Origin of the sequence: Actinomadura chokoriensis, assembly GCF_041463665.1 — a bacterium.
GTDB lineage: Bacteria > Actinomycetota > Actinomycetes > Streptosporangiales > Streptosporangiaceae > Spirillospora > Spirillospora chokoriensis_A.
This window is the reverse complement of record NZ_JAXCEJ010000008.1, coordinates 121,147-136,268: the sequence shown is the minus strand read 5'-3', so window position 1 is coordinate 136,268 and position 15,122 is coordinate 121,147. Positions and strand designations below refer to the sequence as shown.

Below are 15,122 nucleotides of genomic sequence, written 5' to 3'. Positions count from 1 at the left end.
CCTTTGCGATTCGGGTGCGGGTGGGTTCCGGGCGGGTGGGATTCGGGCGGGTGGGATTCGGGGGCGGGTCAGCAGTTGCCCTGGACCGGCCTGCCCTCGAACCGGTCACCGAGGAAGTTCGTGACGTCCCCAGCCGCGCCCCAGTCGGTGGACAGGTGCTCGGTCGGGTAGGTGTTCTTCCACGTCGTGTTGACGCCGGCGGCGCAGTACGCCTGCCGGGTACCGTCCTCGGTCTCGTGCGGGATGATCTCTTCGAGCCAGCCGCGGTACTGGAACACCGGGAAGCCGATCTCGTACCGGGCGCCGGACGACGCCGGCCCGATGTCCACGCCGAGCTTCTGCCGGTCGACGATCTCGCCCCACGTCACGCCGCCGGGCCCCTCGATCCCGTAGATCTGCTCCAGGCCGAGCCCGTCGGTGGAGAAGTTCTCGACGCGGGCGCCGAGGAACACCGCGAGCGTCCCGAACAGGCAGTTGCCGCGGACGTCCCTGATGGCCTGCTCGCCCTGGCCGTTCATCAGCTCGTCGAACGGCATCTCGGGATAGGCGGCGTTCAGGCCGACGAGCGCGTCGGCGAGGAAGCCCGCGAAGAAGCCGCCGTTCAGCTGTTTCGCGGTGAGCCGCAGGTCGCCGGGCACGCCGCCCGCCGCCGCGCCCGCCACGTCCAGCTCCGGCGCGTAGGACGCGGCGAGCTGCGCGCCCCACAGCGCGGCGGCGCCGCCCTCGGAGTAGCCGGAGATGCCGACCTTGCCGTCCGCCGTGAGCGTCCCGCCCGGAATCTGGCGGGACGTCCGGACGATGTCGAGCAGCGCGTGCCCCGCGTTCGCGCCCACCATGTACGTGTGGACCTGCCCGTCCAGGTACCCGACCCCGTCGGTCGCCGCGATCGCGTACCCGGCCTTGAGGAACAGCTGCAGGTTCCCGCCCTCGTACATGTCGACGTACTCGCCGGCGAGCTGCTTGGAGAAGGCGCACCGGGGGCCGGAGCCGAGCGTCCCGGGGTTGAACGCGACGGTCGGGCGGGAGCCGCCCTTCGTCCACGCCGCGTCGGGGATCGCGACCGTCCCCGTCACCACGTTCTTCGCGCCCTTGGCGTCCGTCGAGACGTAGCGGACCTTCCACGCCTTCATCGGGACGTCGCCGGGGATGTTCGTCAGCTTCGCCGGGCGGCAGGCGAGCAGGTCGCCGGGGTCGCCCGCCACCGTGGCCGGGGCCGCAGCGTAGATCTCAGCGTCGGCCGCGTCGCAGCCGGGCGGGGCGGCCGTCGCCGATGGCGCGGCGACCGGCACGATCAGGGCCGCGCCCGACGCGGCGGCGGCGAACAGGGAACGCAGGCGCATTCTCGCTCCAGGGACGGGCTGGGAACCGAACGCTGACGACTGTGCCGATCACGCCCCGCGCGCGGAATGAAGTCTTCCCACATGCTCGGGCGCCGTTCTTAGCAACGAACTCAATAACCGGGGCGTCCGGCCCGTCACCTAATGTCGCGTTCATGGCCAAGTCACTCCGGGACGTCGAGCGTGCCCGCACCCCGCGCCCCCGGCTCGTCACCCGGCCGGTGGCGCTGGTGTTCGCCGCCACCTTCACCAGCCTGACGGGGGTCTTCCTGCTGCTGTCGGTCGTCCCGATGTACGCGGTCGACGGCGGGGCGGGACGCGCGGGCGCGGGCCTCGCCACGGGCGCGCTGATGCTGACGACGGTCCTCGCCGAACTCGCGCTGCCCCGCCTGCTCACCCGGTTCGGGTACCGGACGGTGCTCGCGGCGGGCACGCTGCTGCTCGCCCTGCCGCCGCTCGCGCTGCCGCTCTCCTCCGGCACGGCCATGATCGTCCTGGCGAGCCTGGTGCGCGGGCTCGGCTTCGGCGTCGCGGTGGTCGTCCCGAACGCGCTGGTGGCGGCGCTCGCCCCGGCGGAGCGGCGCGGCGAGGCGCTCGGGCTGTTCGGCATCACCTCCGGGGTGCCGGCGGTGCTCGCGCTCCCGCTCGGCGTGTGGCTCGCCGACCGGGTCGGCTACCCGCCCGTGTTCGTCGCGAGCGCGGTGATCTCGCTCGCCACGTTCGCGGTGCTGCCGGGCATCCCGGGCCGGATCGCCGCGTCGTCGCCGCGGCGCCCGCTGGGGGTCGTCGCGGGGCTGCGGTCACCGGGGCTGCTCCGCCCGGCGGTCGCGTTCGCCGCGACGGCGATGGGGGCGGGCATCCTGATCACGTTCCTGCCGGAGGCGGTGCCGGCCGGGGGCGTCGCGGCGGCGGCGCTGTTCGTCCAGCCGGCCGTCACCACGGTCGCCCGCTGGTGGGCGGGACGCTTCGGCGACCGGCACGGCGCGGCGCGGCTGCTGATGCCCGCCCTGGCCACGGCCTCGGCCGGTATCGGGCTGCTGTTCCTCGTCCCCCACCCGGCGGCCGTGTTCACCTCGATGGTGCTGTTCGGCGCGGGCTTCGGCGTCACGCAGAACGCGAGCCTGGCGATGATGTACGAGCGGGCGCCCGCGTCCGCCTACGGGACGGTCAGCGCGCTCTGGAACGTCGGCTACGACGGCGGCATGGGCGCGGGCAGCGCCGCGTTCGGCGTCGCCGCGACCAGCGCGGGCTACCCTGTCGCCTTCGCCCTGACGGCCGCCGTGGTCCTGCTCGCCCTGCCGCTGGCGCGCCGCTCCTGAGGGACTCGCCCGGCGGTCAGCCGTGGGCTGGGCGGGGCCGATCCTCGGGCGGCGGGCCCGGACGGCCCGACTCCGGGCGGCGCGGGACGTTGTCCGGGGAGCGCCGGGGGCGCCCGGCGGGACGGCCCGGTTCGGCCGCCTCCGGCAGGAGGCCGGAGGTCTCCAGGTAGTGGCGGCCGCGAGGGGTGAGGTCCCAGGCGTTCTGCCGCCACTCCTTGCGCCGCCACACGACGCCCGCCGACAGCAGCTTGCGGCCGACACGGCTGATCTCGGTCTCGTCGGTGCCGAGTTCGGTGGCGAGTTGCCGGTTGGACATGCCCTGGCGGCGGGACACGGCCACGAGGAAGCGCGCCGCGTACCCGTCGGGCTGCAGCGAGAGCTGGAGGCCGGACGGGAGCCGCTTCAGCGCCCAGTGCACGACGTCGATCAGCCCGAGGATGCGGCCGCGCTGCTCGCGCTGCGCTCCGTCGAGGGCGGCGACGTCGAGGTAGTGGCGGTGCAGCCATTGGAGGCCGTCCTGGCACTCGGCCAGGGCCGGTTCGTCGGCGCTCAGCGAGGCGTCGGTGATCAGCATGCCGAGCGCCGAGAAGTGGCCGTCGCTGATGACCTTGGCGTGTTCCATGGCGTCGATGAGGCGCCGGATCTCGGTCCGGCGGTCGCGGTCGGCGGGTGCGGTGTCTGTGGTCGCTCTCACGGCTCACTCCTGGGTCGACGAAGCAGCGCCGGACCCCTCCAGCGTGCGTCTATGCCAAGTGATTGTCAAGTGATTGTGCCTCTCCAGCCCGCCACACTCTGTTGCCGAGGACACGGTGAGCGACGCTCAGGAGAGTTAGCATCGACGGACCACCTGTAACCGTGCTTGTCAATCCCCCGGGGGCGCCTATGCAGGATCAGTTGGCTGCAGCCGTGTATCCGGCCGAACCAGCTGATCTCTTCGTCCTCCTGTACGACGCCATGTCCGACGACGTCTTCCAGGGCTGGACGGCCACGCGCTGGTACGAGGACGAGCGGGTGCGGCTGCGCGCGAACGAGATCGCCGAGATCGTGCTGGAGCGGGGCGTCCTCGACCCGGAGGTGACCGAGGGCATCGTCGCCGAGCGCGGCGACCTCGGGCGGTTCACGATCCTGCTCGGGCTCGACACCGCGCTCGCGCACGCCAGCCCGTACGCCCCCTACCACGGCGCGCCCGCGCTGGCGGGCGTGCTGGTCACCTACCTGACCGAGGGCAGGCTCAACGGGCCGGGGACGACCGGCGCGCTGCTGCCGCGCTGCGCCTTCCCCGGCCGGCCGCGCGGGCTGCGGTCGAAGGCGGACTTCTTCGGCGTCCACCGCGTCCCGCAGGCGGAGTGGGAGCGGCTCGACCACGCCATCCTGCCGACCGTGAACGACCCGCACTTCAGCCGGGACGAGCCGGTCGCCGTCGGCTGCGCGCCGGTGCTGGAGACCTACGACGACGTAGAGGTCGAGTTCGGCGAACGGGACGGCGCCACCGTCTACCGGCTGCGCCCGATGGACTCCTCCGGGCTGCGCAGCCGGATCAAGGCGATCGTCCGGCGGCTGGACGAGTCCGGCGCGCAGCTCGCCGTGATGCCGGAGGCCTCGCTGTCGGACGCGCTGCTGGAGCACTGGAAGGAGGTCGCGTTCGACACGGCCGGACGCGACCGGGACCGGCGCCCGCTCCGCTTCATCCTGCTCGGCACCGGCCCGGTCGGCGGCGGGGACCCGCCGCCGAACCGCGCCGTCCTGCTCGACCGGTGGACCGGCCAGGAGCTGCTCACCCAGGACAAGCTGTCCGGCTTCACGCTGGACGCCGCGCAGATGAGGCTGTGGCGGCTGCCGGACGCGCCGGCGGCGGGCACCGCCGCCGAGCACATCCGGCCGGGCCGCAGGGTCAGCGTGCTGGACTGCTCCCTCGGCCGGCTCGCCGTGCTGATCTGCGAGGACCTCGGCCGGTCGATCCGCTGGGAGCGCGAGCTGCTGGCGTGCGGGGTGTCGCACCTGCTCGTCCCGATCTTCGCCAAGCCGATCCTGGAGTACCGGTGGGAGGACCAGGGCGCCGAGCGTCAGGTCGCGGAGCTCGGGGCCTGGGTGACGGTGTCCAACAGCCTCACGGTCGGCGCCGCCATCCCGGACGGCGAGCTGCCGGGCCCCCGCTACACGTGCCTCGTCGTCGGGCCGAAGAGCCTGCGCCGCACCGCGTACGCGAGCGACCGGCAGTTCGGCGTCGCGCGCACGGGCGCCGAACTCGGGCGGCTGCCCACCTCCGAGCTGCCGCGCGTGTTCCCCGGCGCGGCCTACGACGCCTGGCACCACCACTGGCGGGACGCGGAGCAGGCCCCGGGCGGGGTCACTCGACGGTGAACGGTTCCGGGCTCGCCGCGCTGCCCGCCGGGGTGTAGACGATCGGGCAGCCCGAGGCGGCGCCCGCCGGGACGGTCGTCCGCAGCAGCGTGTCCGTCACGTCGCTGACCGGTGCGCGGGCGGGGCCGAAGCGGACGCCCGTCGCGGCCGCGAGGCCGCCGCCGTGGACCGTGACCGCCGTGCCGGGCGGGCCGCTCACCGGCTCGACCGCGCTGATCCGCGGCGCGAGGGCCTGGTCGCGGCCCGGCTGCGCGGGGGCGAGGAGCGTCCCGAAGACGGTGCGGAGCTTCTCGGCGGTCTCCCGGGAGAACAGCCCGACGAGCGCGGCGATCGCCGTCATCCCGTACGGGTTGATGTCGGCCGCGCCGCCCGTGGGCGAGGTCAGTCCGCCGCGCAGGACGAGGTAGACGATCAGCCCGAACAGCGCCCCGACGAGCGGGAGCAGGAGGTACATCATCAGCCAGCTGCGGCGCAGCGCGCGGTTCCCGACGTACCAGTAGAAGGAGCGCAGGACGTGCACGACGCCGCCGAGCGCGCCGGCGGCCATGACGACCACGAACAGGCTCGTCTCGCGGGACAGGCTGGGCGACCACCCCGGCAGGTGGACGGTCGTGCTGAGCGCGGGGATCTCGGTGCGCCCGTCCGGGGCGATCCGCGGCGCGGGCGGCCACGCCTGGACGAGGACGGTCACCAGCGCGGCGGTGAGCGTGAGGAGCACGACCGCGGCCGCGATGATGTCCCGGGTGCGGGCGTACTCGGATCCGACCGGCGACTCGCTCACGGCTCCCCTTTCGTACGGCTTTGTTCCGGCGTTCTGCGGGGCCTCTCCAGCCGGTTATCCGATCGCGCTCGCGGGGCGTTTCGCAAAGCCCGGGTCGAGCCGCGCCCAAGATTGCGACAATCCGTTGCAAATTGGTGGAGTCTTCATCAACGGTTCGCCGCCTCGCCGAGGCCGCGCCCTACTCTCCCGCCATGCGCCGAACAGCAGCAGCACTCGCGACCGTCCTGACCGCCGGCCTCGCCGCCGGCGTGCAGCCGGCGGCCGCGGCGGAGCCGCCCACCTGCGGCACTCCCGCCGACCAGCAGATCGCCGACGTCCAGGGCAGCGGGGACGCGAGCCCGCTGGCCGGACGGACCGTCCGGGTCGAGGGCGTCGTCACGGCCGACTTCCAGCGGGCCGACCAGCTCAAGGGCTTCTTCGTCCAGGACCCGACGCCCGACCGCGACCCGCGCACCTCCGACGGGCTCTTCGTCTACTCCACCAGCGAGGTCGCGGTCGGCGACCGGGTGCTCGTGACCGGCCGGGCCGTCGAGTACAACGGCCTCACCGAACTGTCGCCCGTCTCCGCCGTGGACGTGTGCGGCAAGGGGCGCATCGCCCCGGCCCGCGTCCTGCTCCCGCTGAGCGGCGGCGCCACCGCCGAGCAGTACGAGGGCATGCTGCTGCGGTTCGGGCAGCGGCTCACCGCCACCGAGGTCTACCAGCTCGGACGGTACGGGGAGGTCACCGTCTCCGCCGGCGGCAGGCTCTTCCAGCCGACCGACGGCCACGGCTCGACGCAGGGGCGCAACGACGCGCGGAAACTGCTCATCGACGACGCGTCGAACGTCCAGAACCCGGACACGATCCCGTACACCGACCCGCGCGTCCTGCGGATCGGCGACTCGGTGCAGGGGCTCACGGGCGTCCTCGGCCAGGGGTTCGGCGAGTACCGGCTGCAGCCGACCGAGGCGGCGCACTTCGCCGGCACGAACCCGCGGCCGAAGGCGCCCGCGCGGGTCGGCGGCGACGTGCGGGTGGCGAGCTTCAACACGCTGAACTGGTTCACGACGCTCGGCGCGCGCGGTGCGGACACGGCCGAGGAGCGGGAGCGGCAGCTCGCCAAGCTGGCCGCCGCGCTCAGGGGCCTGGACGCCGACGCCGTCGGGCTCATGGAGGTCGAGAACAACGGCGACGCCGCCGTGGGGGCGCTCGTCGACCGGCTGAACCGCGACGCCGGCGCGGGGACGTACGCGTGGGTGCGGCACCCGTACCCGGGGACGGACGAGATCCACGTCGCGCTCGTCTACAAGCCGGCGAAGCTCACGCCGGTCGGCGCCGCCCGCTCGTCGCAGGACCCGGTCTTCGACCGCCCGCCGCTGGTGCAGGAGTTCCGGCCCGCGTCCGGCGGGACGGCGTTCACGATGATCGTGAACCACTTCAAGTCCAAGGGCTGCGGCGACGCCACCGGCCCCGACCAGGACCAGGGCGACGGGCAGGGCTGCTACAACGCCCGCCGCGTCGCGCAGGCCAGGGCGATCAGCGAGATCGCGGGCGGGGCGCGTAACCCGCTCGTCGTCGGCGACCTCAACGCCTACGCGGCCGAGGACCCGGTGAAGGCGCTCACCGGCGCCGGGCTCGTGTCGCAGACGGCGCGGTTCGTCCGTCCCGGCGACCGGTACAGCTACGTGTTCGACGGGCAGTCCGGCGAGCTGGACCACGCGCTGGCCGGAGGGGCCCTGTCGCGGCGCGTGACGGGCGCGACGATCTGGCACATCAACGGTGACGAGCCGGTGTTCCTCGACTACAACACCGAGTTCAACCCGCCGCGGTTCTACCGGCCGGACGAGTTCCGCTCCTCCGACCACGACCCCGTGCTGCTGGGGCTGAACCTGCGCTGACTCCTGCCGGGCCGGCCGCCGGAAAGCGGCGGCCGGCCTCTCGCGCGCGGCGATCACGACGCGTATGATCCAGGTCACATTCCTAGTGATCGGTGCGCTGAGATGACCGAAACCGCCCCCGCCCCGGCACCCTCTCTCGCCTTCGGCATCGGCTCGGACGGCACGTACACCCGGCTCGGACAGGTCTCCGCCTTCGTCCTCGGCCTCCTCACCACGTTCGCCTTCCTGCCGCTCGTCGTGGTCGCCGCGCTCCTGTACAGCCGCGCGGAGATCCGGTTCGCCGAGAACCCGGCGCGGGCCCGCACGCTCGTGAACTGGTCGTGGCTCTGCATCACGGTGCCCGTCCTGCTCGGCGTCGCCGCCGCCGTCGTCGTCGCGCTGACGCGCTGACGCGGTGATGTGCTGACGTGTTGACGCGCTGACGGGAAGAGGAGCGCCGTTCGCCGGGTTGGCACCCGTATGACCGTGCGCTTCTCCGTCCTCGATCTCGCCCCCGTCGTCACCGGCTCCACGTCCGGCCAGGCGCTGCGCAACACCCTCGACCTGGCCCGGCACGCCGAGCGGCTCGGCTACCACCGGTACTGGCTCGCCGAGCACCACGCGATGCCCGGCATCGCCAGTTCGGCGACGGCCGTGCTGATCGGGCAGGTCGCGGCGGCCACGTCCACGATGCGGGTCGGGTCCGGCGGGATCATGCTGCCGAACCACGCGCCGATGGTCGTCGCCGAGCAGTTCGGGACGCTGGAGGCGCTGTATCCGGACCGCATCGACCTCGGCCTCGGCCGCGCGCCCGGCACCGACCAGGCCACCGCGCTGGCGCTGCGCCGCTCCCCCGACGCCCTCTCGGTGGACGACTTCCCCGAGCAGGTCATCGAACTGCGGAACTACTTCGGCGCGAGCAGCGCCGTGACGCCCGCCGCCGGGAACGAGCCGCCGATCTGGCTGCTCGGATCCAGCGGCTACAGCGCCCGCCTCGCCGGGCTGCTCGGCCTGCCGTTCGCGTTCGCGCACCACTTCAGCGCGGAGAACACCGTGCCGGCGCTGGCGCTGTACCGCGACTCGTTCCGTCCCGGCGCGCTGGACGAGCCGTACTCGATGATCGGCGTGTCGGTCACCGCCGCCGAGAGCGACGAGCGGGCGCGCGAGCTGGCCGCTCCGCAGGCGCTCGGGTTCCTGCGGCTGCGGCAGGGCCGTCCCGGCCCGCTGCCGACGCCGGAGGAGACCGCCGCCCACCCGTACACGCCGCTGGAGCGGCAGATGATCGACGCGCGGCTGGGCGACCAGGTGCTGGGCGGGCCCGAGACCGTCCGCGAGCAGATGGACGCGCTCATCGAGCGATCCGGCGTCGACGAGGTCATGGTGGTGACGCAGGTCTTCGACCATGCCGACCGGCTGCGCTCCTACGACATCGTCGCCGACCTCTACAAGGAGAACTTCGCGGGCGCGGCCTGACCTCGGGCGCCGCTTACGATGAACTGTACGGGGCGGCGAAATCCGTCCCGCGAAGTAGACACTTTGCACGAGGATTGACATGCCGCCGACCCTGGCCGCCGTGGCCGCCCTCCCCCAGCTCGGCCTGCGGTCGCTCACCGGGCCGCTGCCGGACGCGCCGGTCGTGTGGGTCGCGGTCAGCGAACTGGAGGACCCGACGCCCTTCCTGGAGGGCGGCGAGCTGGTGCTGACCACCGGCATGCGGCTGACGTCCGCGAACACGGCCGCGTACGTGTCCCGCCTGGTCGGGCGGGGCGCCGCCGGGCTCGGGTTCGCGGTCGGGGTCATCCACGAGGACGTGCCGGCGGAGCTGCTCGCGGCGGCCCGCGACCAGGGTCTCGCGCTGCTGGAGGTGCCGCGGCCCACCCCGTTCATCGCGATCGGCAAGGCGGTGTCGCGGATGCTCGCCGCCGAGTGGTACGAGGACGTCACCCGCGCGTTCCACGCCCAGCGGGAGCTGACCCGGGCCGCGCTCACCGGGCCCGGCGCGCTCGTCACCCGGCTGGCGCGGCTGCTCGGCGGATGGGCGCTGCTGCTGGACGCGTCCGGGGCCGTCCAGCACGCCGAGCCCGCGAGCGCCCGGGGCCGGGCCGCGGCCCTCGCGCCCGAGCTGACCCGGTTGCGCCGTCCCGCGAAGGGCAGCCCGGCCGCGAGCGTTTCGCTGGCCGTCCCGGACGACCACACGGCGGTGCAGCGGGTCGGGCTCGGCGGACGCCCGCGCGGGTTCCTCGCCGTCGGCACCGGTGCCCCTCTGCCGCCCACCGCGCACACGATCGTGGGCGCGGCCGCCGCCCTGCTGACGCTCCAGTCGGAGACCCCGCGCACCGGCCGTGACCTGCGGGCCTCGCTCGCCGCGCTGCTGCTGGGCCGCCCCGACGACGGGCCTTGCGTGCCGCGCGGGCCGGTCCGGGTGCTGGCCTGCGCGGGCGGAGCCGCCGTGCTGGACGCGCTGGAGTCCGACCCGGCGGGGGCGCGCTGCCCGGCGCTGCCGCTGGACGGGCACTGCGCCCTGATCGTCCCGGACGAGATCGGCGGAACGGTCGAGGCGCTGCTGGCGGGCACCGGCCCGATCGGCGTCAGCGCCCCCACCCTCGGCCGCGGGTCCGGCGACCTGTCCGCTGCCCTGCGGCAGGCGGAAGAGGCATTGGCGGCGGCCAGGCAGACGAAGCAGGACGTGCTCCGCTACACCGACCTTCCGGGGCAGGGGGTCCTCGGCCTCCTGGAGCCCGGCCTCGCGCACGCCTTCGCCGACACGCTCCTCGCACCGCTCCGCAGCGAAGACCTGGTCGAGACGGTCCGGGCCTATGTCGCGGCCAACGGGCAGGGGGAGGCGGCGGCACGCGCGCTGGGCGTCCACCGGCACACCCTTCGCACGAGGATGCGCAAGGCCGCCGCGCTTCTGGGACGCGACCCGGACGACCCGGCCGTCCGCGCCGAACTGTGGATCGCGCTGGCCGTCACGTCCAATCAGGCCGACCGGATTGGACATGGTGGAGACTCGCAATCGGGCCCGCCGGCACTAGCGTGAACGGCATGAACGTGACCCCATTCTGGCTGGCCGGCCGGCCCGAGACCGGTGACGGCGAGCTGACCGTGACGCACCCCTACGACGGCCGCGTGGTCGGGACGGCGGCCGTCCCGACGCCCGCGCAGGTGGAGGAGGCGATCGCCGCCGCGGACGCGCTCCGCAAGGAGGCCGCGGCGCTGCCGCTGCACGTGCGGGCCGAGGCGCTCGCGCACGTGTCCGCGCGGATCGCCGAGCGGGCCGAGGAGATCGCCCGGCTGATCACCGCGGAGAACGGCAAGCCGCTGCTGTGGGCGCGCGGCGAGGTGACCCGCGCGATCTCCACGTTCCGGTTCGCCGCCGAGGAGGCCCGCCGCTTCAGCGCCACCACCCAGCGGCTCGACACCGACCCTGCCGCCGAGGGCCGGATGGCCTACATCACCCGCGTGCCGAAGGGCCCGGTGCTCGGCATCTCGCCGTTCAACTTCCCGCTGAACCTCGCCGCGCACAAGATCGCGCCGGCGATCGCGGCGGGCGCCCCGATCGTCCTCAAGCCGGCGCCCGCGACACCGCTGTCCGCGCTGCTGCTCGGCGAGCTGCTCGCCGAGACCGGCCTGCCCGCCGGGATGTTCTCGATCCTGCCGGTGCCGAACGACCGCGCCCCCGCGCTCGTGGACGACCCGCGCCTGCCGATCGTGTCGTTCACCGGCTCGGTTCCCGTCGGCTGGGCGATCAACGACCAGGCGCCGCGCAAGCACGTCACCCTCGAACTCGGCGGCAACGGCGCGGCCGTCGTCCTGCCGGACGCCGACCTCGACTGGGCCGCCGGGCGCATCGGCCTGTTCGCCAACTACCAGGCCGGGCAGAGCTGCATCGCCGTCCAGCGCGTCTACGTCGACCGGTCGGTGTACGACGCGTTCGTGCCGAAGCTGATCGACACCGTCTCCTCGCTCGTCACCGGCGACCCGTGGGACGACAAGACGCAGGTCGGCCCGCTCGTCAGCCAGGAGGCAGCGGAGCGCGTCGAGAGCTGGGTGGAGGAGGCCGTCGCGGCGGGCGCGAAGGTCCTCACCGGCGGCACCCGGGAGGGCGCGGCCTACGCGCCCACGGTGCTGGCCGACGTCCCCGCCGACGCCAAGGTCTCCCGCGAGGAGGTCTTCGGGCCGGTCATGCTCGTCCAGCCCGTGGACGGCGTCGACGAGGCGTTCGCCCTGGTCAACGACTCCAAGTTCGGCCTCCAGGCAGGTGTGTTCACGCGCAGCCTCGACATCGCGTTCCGCGCGCACCGCGAACTCGACGTCGGCGGGGTCGTGATCGGCGACGTCCCGTCCTACCGCGCCGACCAGATGCCCTACGGCGGTGTGAAGGACTCGGGCGTCGGCCGCGAGGGCCTGCGGTCGGCGATGGCCGACTACACCGAGGAGAAGGTCATGATCCTCACCGGCCTGCCGCTCTAGTCCCCGATCTAGTTGCGGCCGCGGGGCCCGGCGTACAGTCCGGTGCGCAGGGCCCCGGCCGCCTCCGACAGCGCCTCGAGCGCCCGTCCGCCGAGCGACCAGGTGTTCGCGAACCCGTGGATGAGGTCCTCCTGCCGCCGCAGCGCGACGCGCACCCCGGCCTTCTCCAGCCGCCTCGCGAACTCCTCGCCCTCGTCCCGCAGCGGGTCGAAGCCCGCCGTGACGAGGTACGTCGCCGGGAACCCGCTCAGGTCGTCGGCCAGCATCGGCGACGCCTTCACCTCGGCGCGCCGCTCCCGCGGGCAGTAGTGGTCGCTGAACCAGACCATGTCGTCGTCGGTCAGGTAGAACCCCTCCGCGAACAGCTCCCGCGACCGCCGCCGGACGGTGAAGTCGGTCGCGGGGTAGAACAGCAGCGCGAAGGCGGGCGTGCGCTCCGCCAGAAGCCCGACGACCGCCGCGAGGTTGCCGCCCGCGCTGTCGCCGCCGACCGCGATGGCCGAGGGGTCGGCGCCGAGTTCCGCGGCGTGCTCGACGGCGTACCCGTAGGCCGTGAGCGCGTCGTCCGGCGCCGCCGGATACGGGTGCTCGGGGGCGAGCCGGTACTCGACCGTCAGCACCCGCACGTCGGCGTGCACCGCCAGGTACCGGCAGACCGTGTCGTGCGTGTCGATGTCGCCGATGACCCATCCGCCGCCGTGGTAGAAGACGAGCAGCGGCGACCCGTCCGCGAGCCCCTTCGGCGTGTAGAGCCGCGCCGGCACGCCGCCCGCGTCGATCTCCCGCGTCGCCACCGGACGCTCGGGCACCTTCGGCAGCAGCGCCTTCGTCCTGGCGAGCCCCTCCCGCGCCTGCTCGACGCCGGCGCCGCCGAGCCTCCGCTCGCCCTCCAGCCGCATCATCAGGAGCAGCAGCTGCGCGTCCAGCGCCAGGCGCTGCCCGTCCCGGCGCACCGGCGCCCCGACGATCAGCCGCTTGACGGGCTCCGGCAGCGCGAAAACGCTCCGCAGCACCCGTCCCGACACCGACGGGGGCACCATCTCGACCAACGAGGCCACACGAACCTCCAACCCTGGGGGAATTCCGCACACCGTACTCGCCCCCGATGTTCCACCAGCCCCGTCCCCTCCGCCAAGGGCGGGTCAGGGCTTGCGGGCCATGGCGGCGTAGCCGGCCACTTCGGCGGGCTCGCCCCAGGGCGTGTGTTCGGGACGCCACCGGGACATGGAGACCACTCCGGGGTCCAGCAAGTCCATGCCGTCGAAGAAGCGGGTGATGGCTTCCCGCGTGCGCGGCACCATCGGATTGGCCGATTTCTCGTTCCAGTCCTGCTGGGCCTCGGCCTGCGCCGTCGCGCCCTCGTCGAAGTCCAGGGTCGCGTGCGTGATCACCAGGTGGCTGCCGGACGGAACGGCGTCCAGCAGCACGCCGAGCAGCCGCCCGGCCTCGTCGTCGTGGATGAAGTGCACGATGCCGAGCAGCATGATCGCGACCGGCCGGTCGAGGTCGAGCGTCGCGGCGGCCTTCGCCAGGATGTCGTCCGGTTCGCGCAGGTCGGCGTGGACGTAGTCGCAGGCGCCCTCGGGGGTGCTGCTGAGCAGGGCCCGGGCGTGCGTCAGCACCAGGGGATCGTTGTCCACGTAGACGATGCGCGCGTCGGGGGCGACGCGCTGGGCGACCTCGTGGGTGTTGTCCATGGTCGGCAGGCCGGTGCCGATGTCGAGGAACTGGGTGACGCCCGCCTCGCCCGCCAGGTGGCGGACGGCTCTGCCGAGGAACGCGCGGTCGGCGAGGGCGATGTCGGCGATCTGCGGGAACATGGCGCGGAACTGCTCGGCGGCCCGCTGGTCGACCTCGTAGTTGTCCTTGCCGCCGAGCAGGTAGTTCCAGACCCGTGCCGAGTGCGGAACCGTCGTGTCGATCTCAAGGTGGTCGGCCACGGCCGCGCCTCCCGATTTGTCGGCTTTCCGGCTTTGTTCGGACAACCTAGCCGCCGGGAGGCACCGCCATGATCGAAAACTGCCGTCCCTATCTGGCCATAGGTGGCCGGACGGGCCTGGCGGACGCGGGCGGCGAATCCGGCGCGGGCTCGGAGGCCCCGGCGGGCCGGGAGGCATCGCGGGGACGCTTGGCCCAGCGGGTCTTGCCGGCCGGTTTGAAGACGGAGAGGATCACCGCCGTCCACAGCAGGGACGCGTAGAGGAGCATGCAGAGGATCAGGGTGAGGCCCGTCCCGCCGGGGTCCCCGGCGGGGTCGGCGGTGCGGAGCCGGAGTTCCTCGATCCACGTGCTCTGGATTATTGCGATCACCGGGATGACCAGGGAGATGACGAGTTTGAGCAGGACCCACCAGTGCTTGACCAGGCCCCAGGGCGTCCCCAGGGACACGACCAGGCCGGTGATGATCGCCATGACCACGCTCGGGATCACGATGGTCAGGTCGAAGACGTGCATCAGTTCGTAGGCGCCGTGCCGGACGGCGTGGGAGTCCGCGGACGCGCCGGCGACCGCGAGTGTCGTCATCGCCAGGGAGAGGCCGAGCCAGCCGACGCTGACGCCGACGTGCAGCGTCAGCCAGACGCGCCGTGCCCGGCGTTTCAGGTGCGGGAAGCGCGGACGCATCCGGACGACGAGCACCGTGCAGAAGACCATGCCGGCCAGCTGTTCGGGACCGCCTCCGAAGCTGAAGAGGAACTGCGCCGGGACGAACAGGAGATGGAAGACGATCAGCGTGCGCCGGGCTCCGAGCCGGGCGGCCACCGACGTCAGGACGGCGGCCAGGAGGTAGGCGAACATGGCGGACGTCTTGATGGCCGGATAGGACGTCTCATCCCGCATCCACAGCAGTACGGCCGCCACGGCCGAGAAGGCGCTGAAGGCGAACTGCCCACCGCGAGGGACATGAGACGCCGGTGGGTCAATGGTTCTGGGCATGTGATCCACAGTGCGCACGGGCCCGCGTCCGGCACATCGGCCGATGCTCGCTTTCCGG

Annotated in this window: 13 protein-coding genes; 7 read left to right on the top strand and 6 right to left on the bottom strand. The window is 73.5% G+C overall.

Going from position 1 to position 15,122, the window contains the following annotated elements; genetic code table 11:
- Positions 1–68: 68 nt before the first annotated feature.
- Positions 69–1,340, bottom strand: a complete 1,272-nt coding sequence (locus SM418_RS15655) for a lipase family protein (protein ID WP_371941358.1) — start codon at positions 1,338–1,340, stop codon at positions 69–71.
- A gap of 152 nt (positions 1,341–1,492) precedes the next feature.
- Here SM418_RS15655 and SM418_RS15650 point away from each other — a divergent pair, with 152 nt between their 5' ends.
- On the top strand, positions 1,493–2,656 hold the full coding sequence (locus SM418_RS15650; protein ID WP_371941359.1) for an MFS transporter: 1,164 nt from the start codon (positions 1,493–1,495) through the stop codon (positions 2,654–2,656).
- Positions 2,657–2,672: 16 nt separating this feature from the next.
- Here the strand turns inward: SM418_RS15650 and SM418_RS15645 are convergent, their stop codons facing one another.
- Entirely contained in the window at positions 2,673–3,350 is a 678-nt protein-coding gene (locus tag SM418_RS15645; RefSeq protein WP_371941361.1) for a hypothetical protein, read from the bottom strand.
- A 200-nt stretch (positions 3,351–3,550) separates the two neighbouring features.
- Here SM418_RS15645 and SM418_RS15640 point away from each other — a divergent pair, with 200 nt between their 5' ends.
- On the top strand, positions 3,551–5,017 hold the full coding sequence (locus tag SM418_RS15640) for a hypothetical protein (protein WP_371941363.1): 1,467 nt from the start codon (positions 3,551–3,553) through the stop codon (positions 5,015–5,017).
- On the opposite strand, the gene SM418_RS15635 is transcribed toward SM418_RS15640, so the two are convergent.
- A complete protein-coding gene (locus SM418_RS15635) occupies positions 5,004–5,798 on the bottom strand; it encodes an IPT/TIG domain-containing protein (protein ID WP_371941364.1) in 795 nt (264 codons plus the stop codon). The two genes, SM418_RS15640 and SM418_RS15635, sit on opposite strands and share 14 nt — an antisense overlap.
- Before the next feature lie 191 nt (positions 5,799–5,989).
- Here SM418_RS15635 and SM418_RS15630 point away from each other — a divergent pair, with 191 nt between their 5' ends.
- From SM418_RS15630 to SM418_RS15610, 5 genes are all read left to right on the top strand, one after another.
- Positions 5,990–7,678, top strand: coding sequence for an ExeM/NucH family extracellular endonuclease (locus tag SM418_RS15630; protein ID WP_371941366.1), 1,689 nt, complete (start codon positions 5,990–5,992; stop codon positions 7,676–7,678).
- Positions 7,679–7,780: 102 nt separating this feature from the next.
- Positions 7,781–8,068, top strand: a complete 288-nt coding sequence (locus SM418_RS15625) for a hypothetical protein (protein ID WP_371941368.1) — start codon at positions 7,781–7,783, stop codon at positions 8,066–8,068.
- Between the two features lie 69 nt (positions 8,069–8,137).
- On the top strand, positions 8,138–9,130 hold the full coding sequence (locus SM418_RS15620) for an LLM class flavin-dependent oxidoreductase (RefSeq protein WP_371941370.1): 993 nt from the start codon (positions 8,138–8,140) through the stop codon (positions 9,128–9,130).
- A 79-nt stretch (positions 9,131–9,209) separates the two neighbouring features.
- Positions 9,210–10,697 carry a PucR family transcriptional regulator gene (locus tag SM418_RS15615; protein ID WP_371941372.1) on the top strand — a complete coding sequence of 496 codons (1,488 nt, stop codon included), beginning with the start codon at positions 9,210–9,212 and terminating at the stop codon, positions 10,695–10,697.
- Positions 10,698–10,702: 5 nt separating this feature from the next.
- On the top strand, positions 10,703–12,130 hold the full coding sequence (locus SM418_RS15610) for an aldehyde dehydrogenase family protein (RefSeq protein WP_371941374.1): 1,428 nt from the start codon (positions 10,703–10,705) through the stop codon (positions 12,128–12,130).
- Between the two features lie 8 nt (positions 12,131–12,138).
- Here the strand turns inward: SM418_RS15610 and SM418_RS15605 are convergent, their stop codons facing one another.
- The 3 genes from SM418_RS15605 to SM418_RS15595 form a co-directional block, all read right to left on the bottom strand.
- On the bottom strand, positions 12,139–13,188 hold the full coding sequence (locus SM418_RS15605; RefSeq protein WP_371941376.1) for an alpha/beta hydrolase: 1,050 nt from the start codon (positions 13,186–13,188) through the stop codon (positions 12,139–12,141).
- An 84-nt stretch (positions 13,189–13,272) separates the two neighbouring features.
- Entirely contained in the window at positions 13,273–14,070 is a 798-nt protein-coding gene (locus tag SM418_RS15600) for an SAM-dependent methyltransferase (RefSeq protein WP_371941377.1), read from the bottom strand.
- 88 nt (positions 14,071–14,158) lie between these two features.
- Entirely contained in the window at positions 14,159–15,064 is a 906-nt protein-coding gene (locus SM418_RS15595; protein WP_371941379.1) for a hypothetical protein, read from the bottom strand.
- Between the last annotated feature and the right edge of the window lie 58 nt (positions 15,065–15,122).

Coding starts and splice junctions, on each gene's coding strand:
- SM418_RS15595 (WP_371941379.1), bottom strand. CDS start 15,064: ATGCCCAGAACCATTGACCCACCGGCGTCTCATGTCCCTCGCGGTGGG.
- SM418_RS15625 (WP_371941368.1), top strand. CDS start 7,781: ATGACCGAAACCGCCCCCGCCCCGGCACCCTCTCTCGCCTTCGGCATC.
- SM418_RS15655 (WP_371941358.1), bottom strand. CDS start 1,340: ATGCGCCTGCGTTCCCTGTTCGCCGCCGCCGCGTCGGGCGCGGCCCTG.
- SM418_RS15620 (WP_371941370.1), top strand. CDS start 8,138: ATGACCGTGCGCTTCTCCGTCCTCGATCTCGCCCCCGTCGTCACCGGC.
- SM418_RS15630 (WP_371941366.1), top strand. CDS start 5,990: ATGCGCCGAACAGCAGCAGCACTCGCGACCGTCCTGACCGCCGGCCTC.
- SM418_RS15650 (WP_371941359.1), top strand. CDS start 1,493: ATGGCCAAGTCACTCCGGGACGTCGAGCGTGCCCGCACCCCGCGCCCC.
- SM418_RS15610 (WP_371941374.1), top strand. CDS start 10,703: ATGAACGTGACCCCATTCTGGCTGGCCGGCCGGCCCGAGACCGGTGAC.
- SM418_RS15615 (WP_371941372.1), top strand. CDS start 9,210: ATGCCGCCGACCCTGGCCGCCGTGGCCGCCCTCCCCCAGCTCGGCCTG.